Source organism: Kosakonia sp. ML.JS2a (assembly GCF_025642095.1).
Classification (GTDB): Bacteria; Pseudomonadota; Gammaproteobacteria; order Enterobacterales; family Enterobacteriaceae.
Map to the genome: position 1 here is coordinate 4,794,534 of NZ_CP106754.1, position 17,309 is coordinate 4,811,842.

Consider the following 17,309-nt stretch of genomic DNA (forward strand, 5'->3'; position numbering starts at 1 on the left):
CATAAGGCCACACCTTATCTGGCCTACGGGGCGTTGATGACCATGTACTTATCCAGACATCCGACCAGTTACCCGACACGTTATCAGGAAATTGCTGCCAGACTGGAGCAGGAGCTACGCAATAACTACCGTTGCGGTGACTGGCTCCCTGCCGAACAGCAACTGGCGGCGCGTTTTGAGGTTAACCGCCACACGTTACGCCGCGCCATCGATCAATTGGTGGAAAAAGGCTGGGTACAGCGCCGCCAGGGCGTTGGCGTGCTGGTGCTGATGCGCCCGTTCGATTACCCCCTCAATGCGCAGGCGCGCTTTAGCCAGAACTTATTGGATCAAGGCAGCCATCCCACCAGCGAGCGTCTGCTGGCGGTGCTGCGTCCGGCACCCAGCCACGTGGCAGATGCGTTAGGTGTGCAGGAAGGAGATAACGTGATTCACTTGCGCACCCGCCGCCGCGTGAATGGCATTGCGCTCTGCTTGATTGATCACTACTTCCGCGACATGTCGTTGTGGCCGTTGCTGCAACAGTTCAATAGCGGTTCGCTGCACGATTTTTTGCGCGAACAATCCGGTCTCTGCCTGAAACGTACCCAGACACGCATCAGCGCTCGTCGCGCGCAGGCCAAAGAGAGCCGCTGGCTGGAGATCCCCACGATGGCGCCGCTGCTCTGCGTGCGCACCCTTAATCACCGTGAAGGCGAAATCAACGCAACGGAGTACTCCGTCAGCCTGACGCGCGCCGACATGATTGAATTCACCATGGAGCACTGAATGCATTTTGATACCTCCACCCGTCAGCGTTGGATGGCAACGCTGGCCCGCTCCACCCCGGAGATGCTACGGGCACGGATGCGCACACTCGGGCTGGCGCCGGAATATGAACAAATACGGGCGCCGCAAACCGGGCTGGTGCAAATTCAGGCGCGCATGGGCGCGACCGGCGACCGTTTTTTTCCCGGCGATGCAACCTTAACCCGCGCCGTGGTTCAACTTGCTGGTGGGCAACTCGGATTTAGCTGGGTTTTGGGCCGTGATAAAGGTCATGCCGAACGCTGCGCCGTGTGCGATGCGCTGTTACAGGATCCCACCCAATATCAGACCCTGATGGAAACCCTTATTACCCCGCTGGAAGCAGACCGCGCTGCGCGTATTGACGCGCGCCAGGCCGAAGTCAACGCCAGCCGGGTCGACTTCTTTACTCTGGTTCGCGGAGATAACGCATGACCTTACAACCCGCATTCGCGTCGGCGGTTCACGATGCCCAACACTGTTTTCGCCGCCTGCTAAAAGCCATGAGCGAGCCGGGCGTCATTGTCTCGCTACCGCAACTGAAGCACGGTTGGCCGCCGCTCAACCCGGCCTCCACCAGCGTACTGTTGACGCTGGTGGACAACGACACCCCAATCTGGCTCTCCGGTGCGCTCAGCAACGATCTGGTCCGCCAGAACCTGCGTTTTCACACCAATGCACCGTTGGTGGATCAACCGCAACAGTCGCTGTTCGCAGTGGCCGATCACACCCTGAGCGCCTTGCAGCTCAGCGCACTGCCTGGCGGTACCGCCAGCAGCCCGGAAACCAGCGCCACGCTGATCTTGCAACTTCCTGGCCTGAGCGGCGGGCGTATGCTGCGCCTCACCGGGCCTGGCATTCGGGAAGAGCGCATGATTGCGCCGCAACTGCCGGAGTGTATTACCGATGAGTTTACCGACCGTCCGCACTCGTTCCCGACAGGCATCGATGTGATCCTGACCTGCGGCGACCGCGCGCTGGCTATCCCCAGAACCACGCTTGTGGAGGTGTGCTGATGTACGTTGCTGTCAAGGGGGGCGAAAAGGCGATTGCTGCTGCCCACACTCTGCAGGAACACAAACGTCGTGGCGACAATGAACTGCCGGAACTGAGCGTCGGGCAAGTCGCCGAACAGCTCCACCTCGCGGTGGACAGGGTGATGACCGAAGGGGGCATCGCCGATCGCGAGCTGGCAGCGCTGGCGCTGAAACAGGCAAGCGGCGATAACGTCGAAGCCATCTTTCTGCTGCGCGCTTACCGCACGACGCTCCCGCGTCTGGCCGTTAGCGAACCCATCGACAGCGCAAACATGCGTTTAGAACGCCGTATTTCAGCGGTCTACAAAGATATTCCCGGCGGCCAGCTGCTTGGCCCTACTTACGATTACACCCACCGGTTACTGGACTTCGCCCTGCTTGCCGAAGGCGACACCCCCACGTTGCGCACCGCGGAGCCCCGCCCGCAGGAGGCCACGCCGCATGTGTTCAGCCTGCTGGTCAACGAAGGGCTGGCGAAAGCCGAGCAGGACAGCGGCGCAACACCGGATGACATTACCCGCCAGCCGCCGGTCTTCCCCTGCTCGCGGGCGTCACGCTTACAACAACTGGCGCGCGGCGACGAAGGGTATTTGCTGGCGCTGGCTTACTCCACTCAACGTGGATACGGGCGCAACCACCCCTTCGCCGGCGAGATCCGCAGTGGCTATGTCGAGGTGGAAATTGTGCCGGAAGAGCTGGGTTTCGCCGTGAATATTGGCGAACTGCTGGTGACCGAATGCGAAATGGTCAACGGATTTGTCGCCCCGGAGAAGGAGGCGCCGCATTTTACCCGTGGCTATGGGCTGGTGTTTGGCATGAGCGAGCGCAAAGCCATGGCGATGGCGTTGGTGGATCGCGCATTGCAAGCCGCCGACTACGGTGAACCGGTGCGCAGCCCGGCGCAGGACGAAGAGTTCGTGCTGGCGCATGCGGATAATGTTGAAGCTGCGGGCTTCGTCTCACACCTCAAGCTCCCCCATTACGTCGATTTCCAGGCTGAACTGGACTTGCTCAGACAGTTACAACAGGAGAAGCACCGTGGCTAACGCGCTGACCGGCTATAACTTTGCCTTTCTTGATGAGCAAACCAAGCGCATGATCCGCCGGGCGCTGCTCAAAGCAGTGGCCATCCCCGGCTACCAGGTGCCGTTTGGCGGTCGTGAAATGCCCATGCCCTATGGCTGGGGAACCGGCGGCATTCAGCTCACCGCCAGCGTGATTGGCGAAGACGATGTGCTGAAAGTGATCGATCAGGGGGCGGACGACACCACAAACGCCGTGTCGATTCGCCAGTTCTTCAGTCGGGTGACGGGGGTGGAAACTACCGAATGCACCGCAGACGCCACGCTGATACAGACCCGCCACCGCATTCCTGAAACGCCGCTGACCGCCGATCAAATTCTGATTTACCAGGTGCCGATTCCGGAGCCATTGCGCTTTATTGAGCCGCGCGAAACCGAGACCCGCACCATGCATGCGCTGGAAGAGTACGGCGTCATGCAGGTGAAGCTGTATGAAGATATCGCCCGCTTCGGCAACTTCACCACCCGCTATGCCTGGCCGGTGAAAGTCAATGACCGCTACATCATGGACCCTTCGCCCATTCCGGCTTTTGATAACCCGAAAATGCACATGATGCCCGCCCTGCAACTGTTTGGCGCCGGGCGAGAAAAACGGATTTACGCTGTGCCGCCTTATACGCAGGTGGTCAGCCTCGATTTTGAAGACTACCCCTTCGCACCGCAAAAATGGGATCACCCTTGCGCCATCTGCGGTTCGACCCACAGCTACCTGGATGAAGTGGTGCTGGACGATACCGGTAAACGGATGTTCGTCTGCTCCGACACCGATTACTGCCGCCAACAGAGCGAGGCTTTACGTAAATGACCCAACCGCTGCTTTCGGTGAATCACCTCTCGCATCTGTATGCGCCGGGAAAAGGTTTTACCGATGTGTCGTTCGATCTCTGGCCTGGTGAGGTACTGGGCATTGTCGGGGAGTCCGGTTCCGGTAAAACCACATTGCTGAACGCGATTTCGGCCCGCTTGCCGCCGCAGCAGGGCGACATTCTCTATCAGAACCGCAATCTGTACGCCATGAGCGAGGCCGAGCGCCGCCGACTGCTACGCACCGAATGGGGCGTGGTGCATCAGCATCCGCTGGACGGCCTGCGTCGCCAGGTGTCTGCGGGCGGCAATATTGGCGAACGTTTGATGGCCACCGGCGCACGTCATTATGGGGCGATCCGCGCCACGGCGGAGCAGTGGCTAAGCGATGTGGAGATCCCGCCATCACGCATTGATGATCTCCCCACGACGTTTTCGGGCGGTATGCAGCAGCGTCTGCAAATCGCCCGCAACCTCGTCACACAGCCAAAGCTGGTGTTTATGGATGAACCCACCGGAGGGCTGGATGTATCAGTCCAGGCTCGATTGCTGGATCTGCTGCGCGGCCTGGTGGTGGAAATGAACCTGGCCGTGGTGATGGTCACCCATGATTTAGGCGTTGCACGCCTGCTGGCGAACCGCCTGCTGGTGATGAAACAGGGTCAGGTGGTGGAAAGTGGGTTAACTGACCGTGTTCTCGACGATCCGCATCATCCGTACACCCAATTACTGGTCTCCTCGGTATTACAAAATTAAGGAGTGTCCAATGCCTGTCTTACGTGTGGAAAATGTCAGTAAAACCTTTGTTCTGCACCACCAAAACGGGGTGCGTCTGCCCGTACTGCGCGAAACCTCGCTGAGTGTGGATGCCGGAGAATGCGTGGTGCTGCACGGGCACTCCGGCAGTGGGAAATCCACGTTGCTGCGTTCCCTGTATGCCAACTACTTGCCGGACGCCGGTCATATCCATGTGAAGCACGGCGATGAATGGGTGGATTTGGTGCATGCCCCGGCGCGTAAAGTGCTGGAAGTCCGCCGTCACACCATAGGTTGGGTGAGCCAGTTTTTACGGGTGATCCCGCGCGTCAGTGCGCTGGATGTGGTGATGCAACCCCTGCTGGAACAGGGCGTACCACGCGATGTCTGCGCCCAGAAAGCAGGTCAGTTGCTGGCGCGGCTCAATGTGCCGGAACGCTTATGGCACCTCGCTCCTGCCACCTTTTCCGGCGGTGAACAGCAGCGCGTCAATATCGCCCGCGGTTTTATTGTCGACTACCCGATTTTGCTGCTCGATGAACCTACCGCTTCGCTGGATGAGAAAAACAGCGCCGCCGTCGTTGAACTGATCGCGCAGGCAAAAGCGCGCGGTGCGGCGATTGTCGGCATCTTTCACGATGGCGCAGTACGTGAACACGTTGCCGACCGTCTGTATCCGATGGGAATTCACGCATGATCATCAACAATGTCAAACTGATCCTTGAAAATGAAGTGGTTAACGGATCGCTGGAGATCCGCGACGGCATGATCCGCACGTTCGCCGAAACCCAGAGCCGCCAGCCCGGCGCGCACGACGGCGACGGCGGCTGGCTGCTGCCGGGCCTTATCGAACTGCATACCGATAACCTGGATAAATTCTTCACGCCGCGTCCGAAAGTGGACTGGCCTGCACACTCGGCAATGAGCAGCCACGACGCGCTGATGGTCGCCAGCGGCATCACCACCGTGCTGGATGCGGTCGCGATTGGCGATGTGCGCGACGGCGGCGATCGGCTGGAGAATCTGGAAAAAATGATTAACGCCGTGGAAGAGACGCAAAAACGCGGCCTGAACCGCGCGGAGCATCGTCTGCACCTGCGCTGTGAATTGCCGCATCACACCACGCTGCCGTTATTTGAAAAACTGGTTAGCCGCGAACCCGTCACGCTGGTGTCGCTGATGGATCACTCGCCGGGTCAGCGTCAGTACGCCAGCTACGAGAAGTACCGTGATTACTATCAGGGTAAGTACCATCTCACCAACGAACAGATGGATGCGTTTGAACAAGAGCAACTGGCACTGGCTGCGCGCTGGTCTCAGCCGAACCGGCAGGCGATTGCCGCCCATTGCCGGGAACGCAACCTGCCGCTGGCCAGCCATGATGACGCCACGCGTGAGCATGTGGTGGAGTCCCATCAGTTGGGCAGCGTGATTGCGGAATTCCCCACCACTTTCGCAGCAGCAGAAGCCTCCCGTGAACATGGTATGAGCATTCTGATGGGCGCGCCGAACATTGTGCGCGGCGGCTCGCACTCCGGTAACGTGGCGGCGCACAAGCTGGCGCAGCTCGGTCTGCTGGATGTGCTGTCGTCCGACTACTATCCCGCCAGCCTGCTGGATGCTGCGTTTCGCATTGCGGTCAATGAAGAGAACGATTTCAGCCTGCCGCAGGCGATCCGTCTGGTGACGAAAAACCCGGCGCAGGCGCTGAACCTCAGCGATCGCGGCGTGATTGGCGAAGGGAAACGGGCGGATCTGGTGCTAGTGCATCACAAAGGCGACCATGTGCATATCGATCACGTCTGGCGTCAGGGAACACGGGTGTTCTGATGGGCAGACTGATCTGGTTGATGGGGCCATCCGGCGCCGGGAAAGATACCCTGCTGGCGGCGCTTCGCCAGCGGGAGCACCCGCAACTGTTGGTGGCGCACCGCTATATCACGCGCCCGGCCAGCGCGGGCAGCGAGAACCATATTGCACTGAGCGAAAAGGAGTTTTTCACCCGCGCTGAACAGCATCTTTTCACGCTGAGCTGGCATGCCAACGGCTTTTACTACGGCATTGGTGCAGAGATCGATCTCTGGTTGCAAGCCGGGTTTGATGTGGTAGTGAACGGTTCCCGTGGGCATCTTCCGCAGGCGCTGGCGCAGTATAGCGACGTGCTGGTACCAGTGCATGTACAGGTATCCGCAGATATTTTGCGCCAGCGGCTGGAAAAACGCGGGCGGGAAAATGCGGCGGAAATCGCCGCACGGTTGGAAAGAGCCGCACGCTACACCCCTACAGGTTGCCTGACGCTCAATAATGACGGAAGTTTGCTACAGTCAGTTGAAGGACTGGTCACGCTGATACGCGCGCAACAAGGGAAAAGTGCGTAATGATGGCGGCGCAGCTTGCCTGCGCCGATTACGTGAGCCCAACCGTTGTAAGGGGTCGTATGAGCTTAACAATCACCCTCACTGGCACGGGCGGCGCGCAGTTAGTGCCGGTATTTGGTTGCCACTGCGCCGCCTGCCATCGCGCGCGGCAAAACGCGGCGCATCGCCGCAAGCCCTGTAGCGCCGTCGTCCGGTTTAATGACGCAGTAACACTGCTGGATGCCGGGATCCCTGATTTGATGGAGCAGTTTCCGGCAGGCGCGTTTCAACAATTTTTGTTAACCCACTACCATATGGATCATGTGCAGGGCCTGTTCCCGCTGCGTTGGGGCGTGGGCGATAAAATCCCGGTCTACGGTCCGCCGGATGAGCAAGGCTGCGACGACCTGTTTAAGCATCCCGGTTTGCTGGATTTCAGTCACACCGTCGAGCCGTTTGTGGTCTTCGATCTGCAGGGGTTGCAGGTCACGCCTTTGCCGCTGAATCACTCGAAATTAACGTTCGGCTATTTGCTTGAAACCGCGCACAGCCGGGTGGCCTGGCTGTCCGATACGGCGGGTCTTCCCGATAAGACGCTGAAGTTTTTGCTCAATAATCATCCGCAGGTGGTTATCATAGATTGTAGTTATGAACCCCGCCCGGAAACGCCAAAAAATCACAGTGATTTGACCACGATTATCGCCCTGAATGCGGTGATTCGCTGCCCGCGAGTGATCTTAACCCATATCAGTCATGTCTTTGATCAATGGATGATGAAAAACCCGCTGCCGACGGGGTTCGAAGCAGGGTATGATGGCATGCGGATTGTGCTGGATTAGACCGCACAATATGGCTATATTCGTCCCGGTATTTCCCGATGGAGCCGGGATAAGCAAACGCAGCCTGTAAAGAGGTAGTTTGAGGGATAAAGCGTACAGACTCGCACCGAAAAGTTGTTGCGCGCAACGCAACGGGTCTTAAATACCCGCGTGTGATCAGGTAGTAATTCGCACTACGCGGCATTAATGAGTAATAACCTGCCATGAATGTGCTTTTTATTTGTAGCCGAAACCAATGGCGCAGCCCGACGGCTGAGCAGGTTTTTCGTCGCTATCCCGGGCTCAATGCCCGCTCCGCCGGTACTCAACGCCAGGCAAGAAAAACGGTTTCCCCTGCCATTCTTTCCTGGGCAGATGTTATTTGCGTAATGGAAGAACAGCACAAGAGCCGAATTATGGCCGACTTTGGCCGGTTGATGCAGCATAAACCGGTGCATGTGCTGGATATTCCCGACCATTACCACTTTATGGATCCGCAACTGGTCGCCCTGCTGGAAGATATTGTCCCGGCACGACTCGGGCTTCGCGTACGCGTTCCGGCATAACGCCGTTAGCGGTCATAATCGTCTTCCAGCCTGCGCTGCTCATCATCAAGCTGGCGTCGCTCCTGGTCGAGCTGGCGCTGGCGATCGTCAAGCCGCTGGCGTCGGTCTTCCAGTTGTCTGCGGCGATCTTCATAGCGCCGGCTGCGGTCGTCGCGGCGCACGCTATCGTCCTGATAACGTTGATCATCATCCCGACTGTTATCCGTGTTATACGCATCACCGATCGCGCGCTGAATATTGCCAATGGCATCGTCGATAATATCGGCATGGGCCATCTGACCACTGAGAGAAAGTGCGCCGACTAACAGCGCTGTCGCGTAACGTTTCATAAAGCCAGTCTCAAAAGGTGACTGGCTGTACGTTAATTTACGCCATGGCGGGCGAGTAGCGGAGAAATCTCAAATCCCTGGCGTTACGGGATAAGGCGCACGCGCGGTTGCGGTGGCGGCAGATCGGCATGCTTATTCACGTATTCGCTCAGCAGCGACGCCATCGTCACCTCGTAACGATCGCGGATGGCAATCTCGCGGATACCGTAATCGCTTACCTGCTCGTTACAGGCGACCCGGTAGGTTTGATTGACCTCCAGCGGCGCGCCATTGACGCGAATGTCGGTCATCCTGTCGCCAACCGGCCGACTGAAATCTACCGCAAAGGTTATGCCGCTCACGTGAGCATACGCGCCGGAAATCAGCTGCTTTTCCGTATAGTTATGTTCGATAAAATCCTTAACCTGTTTCCCGCTCATCTCACGGGTGACCAGCGGGAGAGTAAAGGGCAGCGCTTTCAACAACTGCCCGTAAGACACCGGCCCGGCACTGAGGCTGTCGCGCAGAAAAGCGCCCACGGTAAACGCGATGTCCGCACTGGCGTATTCCCGTTCTGCGTCGGCCAGCAATGCGCCCAAATGGGTTTGCGCTGAGCGCACATGTTCGCGTTTTCCGTCCAGCGTAAAAGGCAATGTCATCACGATATTGCTTAACGTTTCTGCGTTTCGAGCCTGTTGCTGGCGGATAAAGGTTTCGACATCCTGATCGGCGGTCATCCCGGCAAGCGCCGTTTTATCCAGCAGGCGTTCATGCCAGTCTACCCGATGGTTATTCCTGAAGGTTAACGTCAGCTCGCCCAGAAAGTCGCCATACTGCCCGGCATTGACCATGACAGTATTACCCAGTTGCACGCCGTTTCTCACCTCAATATGGTCATGACCGTCAACAACCACATCAATATCCGGTACGGCGGCAATCAATTTGTCGATATTCACGTCCGGGTCAACTTTGCCCAAATGCGCCAGCACAATAATCACATCGGTTTTATTTTTGATCGCTGCCACCGTCTCTTTCACTGCCGTAACAGGATCACTGACCGAAAAACCGGACAATTTACTTTCTGTTGTCGCCATCATGGCATTCAATGGGGAAACACCAATAATCCCCACATTCATCCCACCAATATTCTTAATGATGAAGGGGGTAAATGCCGGTTTACCCTGATATAAGATATTCGCCGAGACAAAAGGGAAACGGGCTTTTTTATTCAGCGCCAGCAACGTCTGTCCGCCAAAAATAAAATCGGCATTGCCCGGCGTAAAAGCATCATAGCCCATCCTGTTCATGGCGGTAATATTGGTCTCTCCGAGCGATAAATCGGTAACCGGTACGCCACTGACCGCGTCGCCGACGTCCAGAAACAGGACGTTATCCGTTGTATTACGCTTTTCCTTTACATAAGCACTTATTTTCCCGTAACCAATCCCCTCTTCGCTCATGCCCCGCCCATGCGTATCGCCGGTATGCAGTATGGTTAGCGTGACGTCGCGGGCGCTGAGTGAAAAAGAGGTAATAATAAGCAAACTACAACACAGCCATTTTTTCATTCTATCTTCCCTTTATTATTTTCAACTATATTTTGATATTATTCATGCATATTCATGATAAATAAAAACAAAAAAAACCTGAAATCCAAAAGCCGTCGAAACGGGGAGTAAGCGGATTTCAGGTTTAGCCTTAATAGAGTAACAACCCTGATAAATCCAATTTATCCGGCATCAACAGGAAGGACAAGAGTGTTATTTCAGGGTCTGTGAAGAGCATCACCAGAAATAACACGCTAAAATTTACTCTGCTTTTTTTTCTTCACCAGAAAAATAGCGTTCATTTTCAGATTCTGTTTTATGCCGCAATACGCCGCAGCGCCTGCGCGAGCTGCACACGGGTGAAAGGTTTACGCAACAGTTCAACGTCTGGCAACGCGGGGTTATGTGCCGGGCGCAGATCCTGGCCACTAATCAGCAGCAACGGTAATTGCGGGTAGTGCTGGCGCGCCGCGTTAATCACGTCGGCCCCGCTTAAACGCCCTGGCAGCATCAGGTCGCTTATCAATATGCCGATCTCCTGCGAGGCTTCCAGCAGTTGCAACGCCTGTTCACCGCTTTCCGCCTCCAGCGTCAGATAGCCCAGTTCATGGAGCTGTTCACAGAGCGTCTGGCGCACATCGGCTTCATCTTCCAGTACCAGAATCAGCGTGTCGCTGGTGTCGCGCACCTGCGCCTGATCAGCTTCCGCATGACTGAGCGCCTGCACCGTCGCGCGCTGGAGTTGCAAACGCACCGTGGTGCCCTGCCCCGGCGCACTCTCAATTTCAACCCGACCGCCGGACTGACGCACAAAGCCGTAGACCATCGACAACCCCAGCCCGCTCCCGCCGCCGGTCTGTTTGGTGGTAAAGAAGGGCTCAAACACCTGCGCTTTAACTTCCTGCGACATCCCGCAGCCATGGTCGATCACTTCCAGCGCCACCATATCCTGTTTGCGCCCGTCACGGCGGGTGACGCGCTGGTTCCAGGTCCGGACTTTAATGACACCGCTTTGCCCTTCCATCGCATCGCGGGCATTCATCACCAGATTGATGATCGCATTCTCCAGTTGCCCGACATCTATCCAGGCAGGCCACGCCGGGTGCTGCGCTTCAATGTCCAGCGCCAGCGTGGTGGGGAGCGAGTGGCGCATCAGCTCGCCAAGGTTCTCTAACAGAGGCTGCATCTCTACCGCATGCGGATGCAGCGACTGTTTGCGGGAAAATGCGAGCAGCCGCTGCGTGAGCAACGCCCCTCGCTCGGCAGCTTTCAGGGCGCGGGAAATACGCGGGGCATCCGGTGAAGCGGGATCCACCAGTTCGAGGCTGCCGATAATCACCGCCAGCAAGTTGTTGAAATCATGCGCCAGACCGCCGGTAAGCTGCCCTACCGCTTTCATTTTCTGGCTGTGCAACAGCGCTTCTTCCAGCCCCTTACGTTCCGTGCGATCGAGCACCACGTTGACCATCCCGCGCCCCGGCACCGGGCTGAAGCGCAGTTCGATCGTGCGGTTATCCGCCAGGCGCAACTCCTGCGCTTTCGGCAGCGGGCGGGCGAGATTCTCCTGCACGTGCGCGGGGAAGTCGCTCACCTGCCGCAGCAGCATCTGATAGTGCTGACCGCGCTGTAATGCCTGCGCCGTTAAGCCCAGCAACAGCGGATATTGCGGATTCCACACCACCAGGCAGCCCTGGTTATCAAACAGCGCAAACCCATCGCGCATGGCGTGAAAAGTGGTTTCCAGTTGCGTACTTTTCTCTTTTAACAGCTTTGACGTGTGCTCCAGCGAGGCGGTATTACGGGCAAACACGTTGAAGGCACGCGCCAGTTCACCCAGCTCATCACGACGTTGCAGCGCAGGTACCGACACATCCTGCTCGCCATGGGCCAGCCGCGACATGGCGCGTGAAATCGCCGTCAGATTGGAGCCCAGATTACGGTAGATATACCACCCGGCGAACCCGGTGATCACCAGCGCCAGCAGCGCAAAGCCACTGATAAAGAAGATGATGGAACGCATCTCCTGATGGCGCTGAACAGTACGCAGATCCGAGGCCTGCGCCACAGCGGCAACATAGCGGTTGATATCACTGTTCAACAGCGCCACCAGCGCTTTGATATGAAACATCGACCAGCTGATCGCCAAATCACTCTCTTCAAGCTGGAGCGACAACGGGTCAAGCTTGCGCAGTTCGGCGCTGAAATCCGGCAAAATAAACCCCACCGCGGAATTGTCTATGCGCTGCGGTAACTGCCCCATGATATCGGTGAGCTGCCGGACGGTGGGACGCGGCGAAGGGGTCTGAATTGCGGCAATAATTAACCGATCCATCTCCTCCAGTAACCGTTTATCAGGAACATTGCCGCCATCACGGGCATTCACCTGTTGCAGGTGGCGCAAATAACTCTGGTTCTGGTACAGCGAGCTGAGCAGCGCATTACGTTCCAGATGGCGACGCTGCCCGCGTTGCAGCATCTCGGTGACGCTCTGTTGCAACTCATGGCTACGCCGGGTGATTTGCGCCACCAGTTGCGGCTCCTGCTGCGCCAGCGGCGCATTCGCCAGTTGGTTCAGCGAGTACTGTAGCGCGTGTTGGGTTGCCTCCAGCCGTTCCGCTTCACCTTTGTATTCCAGCGCCCCCACCACCTGCGACAACCGCACCGCTGCCGTGGCAACGCTGGCGGTATCCCGCGCCAGATTCATGCTGCTGGTCATATCATCCAGCGTCTGCTGCTGCACCTGCTCCTGGATCTGGCTGGCATGGCGAAACCCCAGCACCGCCACGCCGCAGACCATTAGCGTTACCGCCACCACCAGTAAGTTGAAGAACAGCAATCGCCCACGTGTGCTGGCGAAAAACGAATTCGCGCGATACGGCATAGCGGCTCCAGGAGAGGATTAAACAGTTTCTTAACGTCACTATGACAAATATGAACAGCTTCTGACATTTTGCATTTACCAACGTGTGATGAAGTGCGGATATCGTTCTTCTCAGGAGCCAGGACATGAGCAACATGCCCGTACTGGAGATGCGCAATATTGCCAAAGCGTTCGGCAAGTTCTTTGCGCTCAAAGGGGTGGATTTAACCGTCTGGCCCGGTGAGATCCATGCGCTGATGGGCGAGAACGGCGCAGGAAAAAGCACGCTGATGAAGATCCTTGCCGGCGCTTACAGTGCCACCAGCGGCGAGATCCTGATCGACGGACAGCCCTACGCCATCAAAGGGCCGAAAGATGCGCTGGCAGCGGGCATTACCCTGATTTACCAAGAGATGCAACTCGCCCCCAATCTGACCGTGGCGGAAAACATCTTTCTGGGCAGCGAACTGGCGCGCGGCGGGCTGGTACAACGCAAAGAGATGGTCGCCCAGGCGCAGGCCGTCATTGACCGTCTCGGTGCCCATTTTAAGGCCACCGATCGGGTGATGAAGCTGACCATCGCCGAACAACAGCAGGTGGAAATCGCCCGCGCGCTGCACCGCAACAGCCGCATTCTGGTGATGGATGAACCCACCGCCGCCCTCTCCTCCCGCGAAACACACCGCCTGTTTGAACTCATTTTGCGTCTGCGCGACGAAGGGATGGCCATTATCTATATCAGCCATCGCATGGCGGAAGTGTATGAACTTTCCGATCGCGTCAGCGTGCTGCGCGACGGGCAGTACGTAGGCAGCCTGACGCGCGACAAACTGAATGCCTCCGAACTGGTGCGCATGATGGTCGGGCGTCCGTTAAGCGACCTGTTTAATAAAGAGCGCGATATTCCGCTCGGTAACCCGCGGCTGAACATTCATCACCTGACCGACGCTGAAAAAATTCAGCCCGTCAGTTTGTGCGTCCGCGCCGGGGAAATCGTCGGTCTCGCCGGGCTGGTGGGCGCCGGGCGTTCAGAGCTGGCGCAACTGATCTTTGGCGTACGTAAAGCCACTGGCGGCATGATCGAAATCGACGGTGAACCGGTAGTGATCCACTCCCCGCGCGCGGCGATTGATTTAGGCATTGGTTTCCTGACGGAGAACCGCAAAGAGCAGGGCCTGTTCCTTGAACTGGCGGCACAGGAGAACATCACCATGGCAACGCTGGAACGCGACGCGGCCTGGGGCATGCTTAACCGCAAAAAAGCGCAGACCATCTCCGATGACGCCATCAAGTTGCTCAATATTCGCGTCCCGCATGCGCAGGTACGGGCGGGCGGATTGTCCGGCGGCAATCAGCAAAAATTACTGATCTCCCGCTGGGTAGCGATAGGCCCGCGCATTCTGATCCTTGACGAGCCCACCCGCGGCGTCGATGTCGGAGCGAAAAGCGAGATCTACCGCATCATGAACCAGATGGCGCGTCAGGGCGTGGCCATTCTGATGATCTCCAGCGAACTGCCGGAAGTGGTCGGCATGAGCGACCGCGTCTACGTGATGCGCGAAGGCAGTATTGCGGGCGAGTTGCACGGCGACAGCATCACCCAGGAAAACATTATGACGCTGGCCACCGGCGTTAACGACTCTCATCACCAGGCGGTGCCTCATGACTGACTCCAAAGACAATGCCGCCGTACACGTGGCGAAATCGGCTTCCGCGAAAAAGATGCTGATGGGCGATCTGATGCAAACGGTCGGTATCTTGCCGATTTTGATCCTGATCGTCGCCGTTTTCGGTTTTATTGCACCGAACTTCTTCACCGAAAGCAACCTGCTGAACATCACCCGTCAGGCGTCAATCAATATTGTGCTGGCGGCCGGGATGACCTTCATCATCCTCACCGGCGGGATCGACCTGTCGGTCGGCTCAATTCTCGGCACCACGGCGGTGGCGGCAATGGTGGTGTCACTGATCCCCCAATTCGCCCTGCTATCGGTCCCGGCGGCATTGATGCTCGGCCTGTTGCTCGGCCTGTTTAACGGTGTGCTGGTCGCGTTTGCCGGGCTGCCGCCATTTATCGTCACGCTCGGCACCTATACGGCGCTGCGTGGGGCGGCGTATTTACTGGCCGATGGCACGACGGTGATCAACTCCGACATCAGTTTTGAGTGGGTGGGCAACAACTACCTTGGCCCGGTGCCGTGGCTGGTCGTGATCGCGCTGGCGGTAGTGGCACTGTGCTGGTTTATTCTGCGCCGCACCACGCTCGGGGTTCATATTTATGCGGTCGGCGGCAATATGCAGGCCGCACGGCTGACCGGCATTAAGGTGTGGCTGGTACTGTTGTTCGTGTATGGCATGAGCGGCCTGTTATCGGGGCTGGGCGGGGTGATGAGCGCCTCGCGCCTGTACAGCGCCAACGGCAATCTCGGCATGGGCTATGAGCTGGACGCGATCGCGGCGGTGATCCTCGGCGGCACCAGCTTTGTCGGCGGCATTGGCACCATCACCGGTACGCTGGTGGGGGCGCTGATTATCGCCACGCTAAATAACGGGATGACGCTGATGGGCGTCTCCTACTTCTGGCAATTGGTGATCAAAGGGGCGGTGATCATCATTGCGGTGCTGATCGACAAATACCGCACCCGGCATCATCAGGCAGCATAACGAAACCCTACAAAACAGAAGCGAGGATTACAGCATGCGTCTTAAACCTCTTGTCACTGCGCTCTGCGCTGGCGCTCTGCTGGCCAGTGCACCTTTTGCGCAGGCCAAAGATTTGAAATCCATCGGCGTCACGGTGGGCGATCTGGCGAACCCGTTCTTCGTGCAGATCACCAAAGGCGCGGAGCTGGAAGCACGCAAACTGGCAGGCGATAAAGTCAAAGTCACACTGGTCTCCAGCGGCTACGATCTGGGCCAGCAGGTAGGACAGATTGATAACTTTATTGCCGCCAAAGTCGACATGATCATTCTCAACGCCGCCGATTCCAAAGGCATTGGCCCGGCGGTAAAACGCGCCAAAGACGCCGGTATTGTGGTGGTGGCGGTAGACGTTGCCGCAGAAGGCGCTGACGCGACCATCACCTCCGATAACACCCAGGCAGGCGAAATCGCCTGTAAATACATTACCGACCGCCTGAAAGGCAAAGGCAATGTGGTGATCATCAACGGACCGCCGGTTTCCGCGGTGCAGAACCGTGTCGAAGGTTGCCAGACCGAGTTTAAACGCCACCCGGATATTAAGGTGCTGTCTGATAACCAAAACGCCAAAGGCAGCCGCGAAGGCGGGCTGGAGGTGATGACCTCGCTGCTGGCCGCGAACCCGAAAATCGATGGCGTCTTCGCGATTAACGATCCGACGGCGATCGGCGCGGATCTGGCAGCGAAACAGGCGCAGCGTAACGAGTTCTTTATTGTCGGCGTCGATGGCAGTCCGGACGGTGAAGAGGCGCTGAAACGTAAAAACTCACTGTTTGTCGCCACTCCGGCGCAGGATCCGCAAGTGATGGCGGCCCGCGCGGTGGAAATTGGTTATGACATCCTGCAGGGCAAACCGGCACCCAAAGCGCCGGTGCTGATCCCGGTGACCCTGATCGATAAACAGAATGTCGGCAGCTACAAAGGCTGGACGGTTAAATAAGGTACATCTCCCTCTCCCGCAAGGGAGAGGGAACGCCAACCCAGGGGATACCATGAAACGCTCTGCGATTAATGAAATTCTCGGTCATACGCGGCAGTTTTTCTCGATGCATGATGTGCACCTGCCGCCGTTCGCCAACTTTCCGCCGACCAAATGGCAACAACTTGATCGGGAAGCCTGGCGCGAAGTCTTCGATCTGAAACTAGGGTGGGACGTCACCGCCTTTGGCGGATCGAACTTCGCCGCTCAGGGTCTGACACTGTTTACCCTGCGCAACGGTTCGCCCAACGGCACGCCGTATGAAAAGTGCTATGCGGAAAAAATCATGCATGTGCGCGACGCACAGGTCACGCCGATGCATTTTCACTGGCGTAAGCGCGAAGACATCATTAATCGCGGCGGCGGTAATTTAATTATTGAACTGTGGAACGCCGACGCGCACGAACAAACAGACATGCGCGACGTTACCGTGGTCACTGATGGCTGCATTCAGACTCACGCAGCAGGCAGCCAGTTGCGCCTCTCACCAGGGGAAAGCATCACGCTGACGCCAGGGCTGTATCACAGCTTCTGGGGCGAACCGGGCTTCGGCGATGTGCTGGTTGGTGAAGTGTCGTCAGTGAATGATGACGAACATGACAACCGCTTTCTGCAACCGTTTGATCGTTTCAATCACGTGCTGGAAGACGAACCGGCACAGCTGGTGCTGTGCAACGAATACCACCTGTTTCTGAGCTAACTATCCGGT

Annotated in this window: 18 protein-coding genes; 15 read left to right on the forward strand and 3 right to left on the reverse strand. The window is 57.5% G+C overall.

Annotation, left to right across the window (positions count from 1 at the left end):
- The first annotated feature begins 42 nt into the window (after positions 1 to 42).
- The 11 genes from phnF (at position 43) to N7922_RS22695 (ending at position 8,206) form a co-directional block, all read left to right on the forward strand.
- Positions 43 to 768, forward strand: coding sequence for a phosphonate metabolism transcriptional regulator PhnF (phnF, locus tag N7922_RS22645; protein ID WP_263100983.1), 726 nt, complete (start codon positions 43 to 45; stop codon positions 766 to 768).
- Entirely contained in the window at positions 769 to 1,221 is a 453-nt protein-coding gene (phnG, locus tag N7922_RS22650) for a phosphonate C-P lyase system protein PhnG (protein WP_263098377.1), read from the forward strand.
- Positions 1,218 to 1,802: a phosphonate C-P lyase system protein PhnH gene (gene phnH / locus N7922_RS22655; protein WP_263098378.1), complete on the forward strand. Its 585-nt coding sequence runs from the start codon at positions 1,218 to 1,220 to the stop codon at positions 1,800 to 1,802. The genes phnG and phnH overlap by 4 nt, the downstream gene beginning before the upstream one ends.
- Positions 1,802 to 2,869 carry a carbon-phosphorus lyase complex subunit PhnI gene (locus N7922_RS22660; protein WP_263098379.1) on the forward strand — a complete coding sequence of 356 codons (1,068 nt, stop codon included), beginning with the start codon at positions 1,802 to 1,804 and terminating at the stop codon, positions 2,867 to 2,869. The genes phnH and N7922_RS22660 overlap by 1 nt, the downstream gene beginning before the upstream one ends.
- Complete coding sequence (locus N7922_RS22665; protein WP_263098380.1) at positions 2,862 to 3,710, forward strand: alpha-D-ribose 1-methylphosphonate 5-phosphate C-P-lyase PhnJ; 849 nt, start codon at positions 2,862 to 2,864, stop codon at positions 3,708 to 3,710. Before N7922_RS22660 ends, N7922_RS22665 begins: the two co-directional genes overlap by 8 nt.
- Complete coding sequence (gene phnK, locus N7922_RS22670) at positions 3,707 to 4,465, forward strand: phosphonate C-P lyase system protein PhnK (protein ID WP_263098381.1); 759 nt, start codon at positions 3,707 to 3,709, stop codon at positions 4,463 to 4,465. Before N7922_RS22665 ends, phnK begins: the two co-directional genes overlap by 4 nt.
- A 10-nt stretch (positions 4,466 to 4,475) precedes the next feature.
- Positions 4,476 to 5,162, forward strand: a complete 687-nt coding sequence (phnL, locus tag N7922_RS22675; RefSeq protein WP_061498622.1) for a phosphonate C-P lyase system protein PhnL — start codon at positions 4,476 to 4,478, stop codon at positions 5,160 to 5,162.
- Positions 5,159 to 6,295: an alpha-D-ribose 1-methylphosphonate 5-triphosphate diphosphatase gene (gene phnM / locus N7922_RS22680; RefSeq protein WP_263098382.1), complete on the forward strand. Its 1,137-nt coding sequence runs from the start codon at positions 5,159 to 5,161 to the stop codon at positions 6,293 to 6,295. Before phnL ends, phnM begins: the two co-directional genes overlap by 4 nt.
- Positions 6,292 to 6,843, forward strand: a complete 552-nt coding sequence (gene phnN, locus N7922_RS22685) for a ribose 1,5-bisphosphokinase (RefSeq protein WP_263100984.1) — start codon at positions 6,292 to 6,294, stop codon at positions 6,841 to 6,843. The genes phnM and phnN overlap by 4 nt, the downstream gene beginning before the upstream one ends.
- 59 nt (positions 6,844 to 6,902) lie before the next feature.
- Positions 6,903 to 7,661 carry a phosphonate metabolism protein PhnP gene (gene phnP, locus N7922_RS22690; protein ID WP_263098383.1) on the forward strand — a complete coding sequence of 253 codons (759 nt, stop codon included), beginning with the start codon at positions 6,903 to 6,905 and terminating at the stop codon, positions 7,659 to 7,661.
- A 203-nt stretch (positions 7,662 to 7,864) separates the two neighbouring features.
- Entirely contained in the window at positions 7,865 to 8,206 is a 342-nt protein-coding gene (locus N7922_RS22695) for a low molecular weight protein tyrosine phosphatase family protein (RefSeq protein WP_061498629.1), read from the forward strand.
- 5 nt (positions 8,207 to 8,211) lie between these two features.
- Here the strand turns inward: N7922_RS22695 and yjdP are convergent, their stop codons facing one another.
- From yjdP to N7922_RS22710, 3 genes are all read right to left on the reverse strand, one after another.
- On the reverse strand, positions 8,212 to 8,535 hold the full coding sequence (gene yjdP / locus N7922_RS22700) for a DDRRRQL repeat protein YjdP (protein ID WP_263098384.1): 324 nt from the start codon (positions 8,533 to 8,535) through the stop codon (positions 8,212 to 8,214).
- 83 nt (positions 8,536 to 8,618) lie between these two features.
- Positions 8,619 to 10,082, reverse strand: a complete 1,464-nt coding sequence (locus tag N7922_RS22705) for a bifunctional metallophosphatase/5'-nucleotidase (RefSeq protein ID WP_263098385.1) — start codon at positions 10,080 to 10,082, stop codon at positions 8,619 to 8,621.
- Between the two features lie 295 nt (positions 10,083 to 10,377).
- A complete protein-coding gene (locus N7922_RS22710) occupies positions 10,378 to 12,942 on the reverse strand; it encodes an ATP-binding protein (RefSeq protein ID WP_263098386.1) in 2,565 nt (854 codons plus the stop codon).
- Positions 12,943 to 13,067: 125 nt separating this feature from the next.
- On the opposite strand from N7922_RS22710, the gene N7922_RS22715 reads away from it, so the two are divergent.
- The 4 genes from N7922_RS22715 to N7922_RS22730 are packed head-to-tail and all read left to right on the forward strand — an operon-like array spanning position 13,068 to position 17,300.
- Entirely contained in the window at positions 13,068 to 14,591 is a 1,524-nt protein-coding gene (locus tag N7922_RS22715) for a sugar ABC transporter ATP-binding protein (protein WP_263098387.1), read from the forward strand.
- Entirely contained in the window at positions 14,584 to 15,585 is a 1,002-nt protein-coding gene (locus N7922_RS22720; protein WP_263098388.1) for an ABC transporter permease subunit, read from the forward strand. The genes N7922_RS22715 and N7922_RS22720 overlap by 8 nt, the downstream gene beginning before the upstream one ends.
- Before the next feature lie 34 nt (positions 15,586 to 15,619).
- Positions 15,620 to 16,561: an ABC transporter substrate-binding protein gene (locus N7922_RS22725; RefSeq protein ID WP_263098389.1), complete on the forward strand. Its 942-nt coding sequence runs from the start codon at positions 15,620 to 15,622 to the stop codon at positions 16,559 to 16,561.
- A gap of 52 nt (positions 16,562 to 16,613) precedes the next feature.
- The gene (locus N7922_RS22730) at positions 16,614 to 17,300 is read left to right on the forward strand and encodes a D-lyxose/D-mannose family sugar isomerase (protein ID WP_263098390.1); all 687 of its coding nucleotides are present in this window, start codon (positions 16,614 to 16,616) and stop codon (positions 17,298 to 17,300) included.
- The last annotated feature ends 9 nt before the right edge of the window (positions 17,301 to 17,309 follow it).

Bases quoted from the DNA above. Each gene is read 5' to 3' on its own strand.
- N7922_RS22705 (WP_263098385.1), bottom strand. From the start codon at position 10,082: ATGAAAAAATGGCTGTGTTGTAGTTTGCTTATTATTACCTCTTTTTCA.
- phnM (WP_263098382.1), top strand. From the start codon at position 5,159: ATGATCATCAACAATGTCAAACTGATCCTTGAAAATGAAGTGGTTAAC.
- phnH (WP_263098378.1), top strand. From the start codon at position 1,218: ATGACCTTACAACCCGCATTCGCGTCGGCGGTTCACGATGCCCAACAC.
- phnG (WP_263098377.1), top strand. From the start codon at position 769: ATGCATTTTGATACCTCCACCCGTCAGCGTTGGATGGCAACGCTGGCC.
- N7922_RS22720 (WP_263098388.1), top strand. From the start codon at position 14,584: ATGACTGACTCCAAAGACAATGCCGCCGTACACGTGGCGAAATCGGCT.
- N7922_RS22715 (WP_263098387.1), top strand. From the start codon at position 13,068: ATGAGCAACATGCCCGTACTGGAGATGCGCAATATTGCCAAAGCGTTC.
- N7922_RS22725 (WP_263098389.1), top strand. From the start codon at position 15,620: ATGCGTCTTAAACCTCTTGTCACTGCGCTCTGCGCTGGCGCTCTGCTG.
- N7922_RS22695 (WP_061498629.1), top strand. From the start codon at position 7,865: ATGAATGTGCTTTTTATTTGTAGCCGAAACCAATGGCGCAGCCCGACG.
- yjdP (WP_263098384.1), bottom strand. From the start codon at position 8,535: ATGAAACGTTACGCGACAGCGCTGTTAGTCGGCGCACTTTCTCTCAGT.
- phnF (WP_263100983.1), top strand. From the start codon at position 43: ATGTACTTATCCAGACATCCGACCAGTTACCCGACACGTTATCAGGAA.
- N7922_RS22660 (WP_263098379.1), top strand. From the start codon at position 1,802: ATGTACGTTGCTGTCAAGGGGGGCGAAAAGGCGATTGCTGCTGCCCAC.
- phnL (WP_061498622.1), top strand. From the start codon at position 4,476: ATGCCTGTCTTACGTGTGGAAAATGTCAGTAAAACCTTTGTTCTGCAC.
- phnK (WP_263098381.1), top strand. From the start codon at position 3,707: ATGACCCAACCGCTGCTTTCGGTGAATCACCTCTCGCATCTGTATGCG.
- N7922_RS22710 (WP_263098386.1), bottom strand. From the start codon at position 12,942: ATGCCGTATCGCGCGAATTCGTTTTTCGCCAGCACACGTGGGCGATTG.
- phnP (WP_263098383.1), top strand. From the start codon at position 6,903: ATGAGCTTAACAATCACCCTCACTGGCACGGGCGGCGCGCAGTTAGTG.
- N7922_RS22730 (WP_263098390.1), top strand. From the start codon at position 16,614: ATGAAACGCTCTGCGATTAATGAAATTCTCGGTCATACGCGGCAGTTT.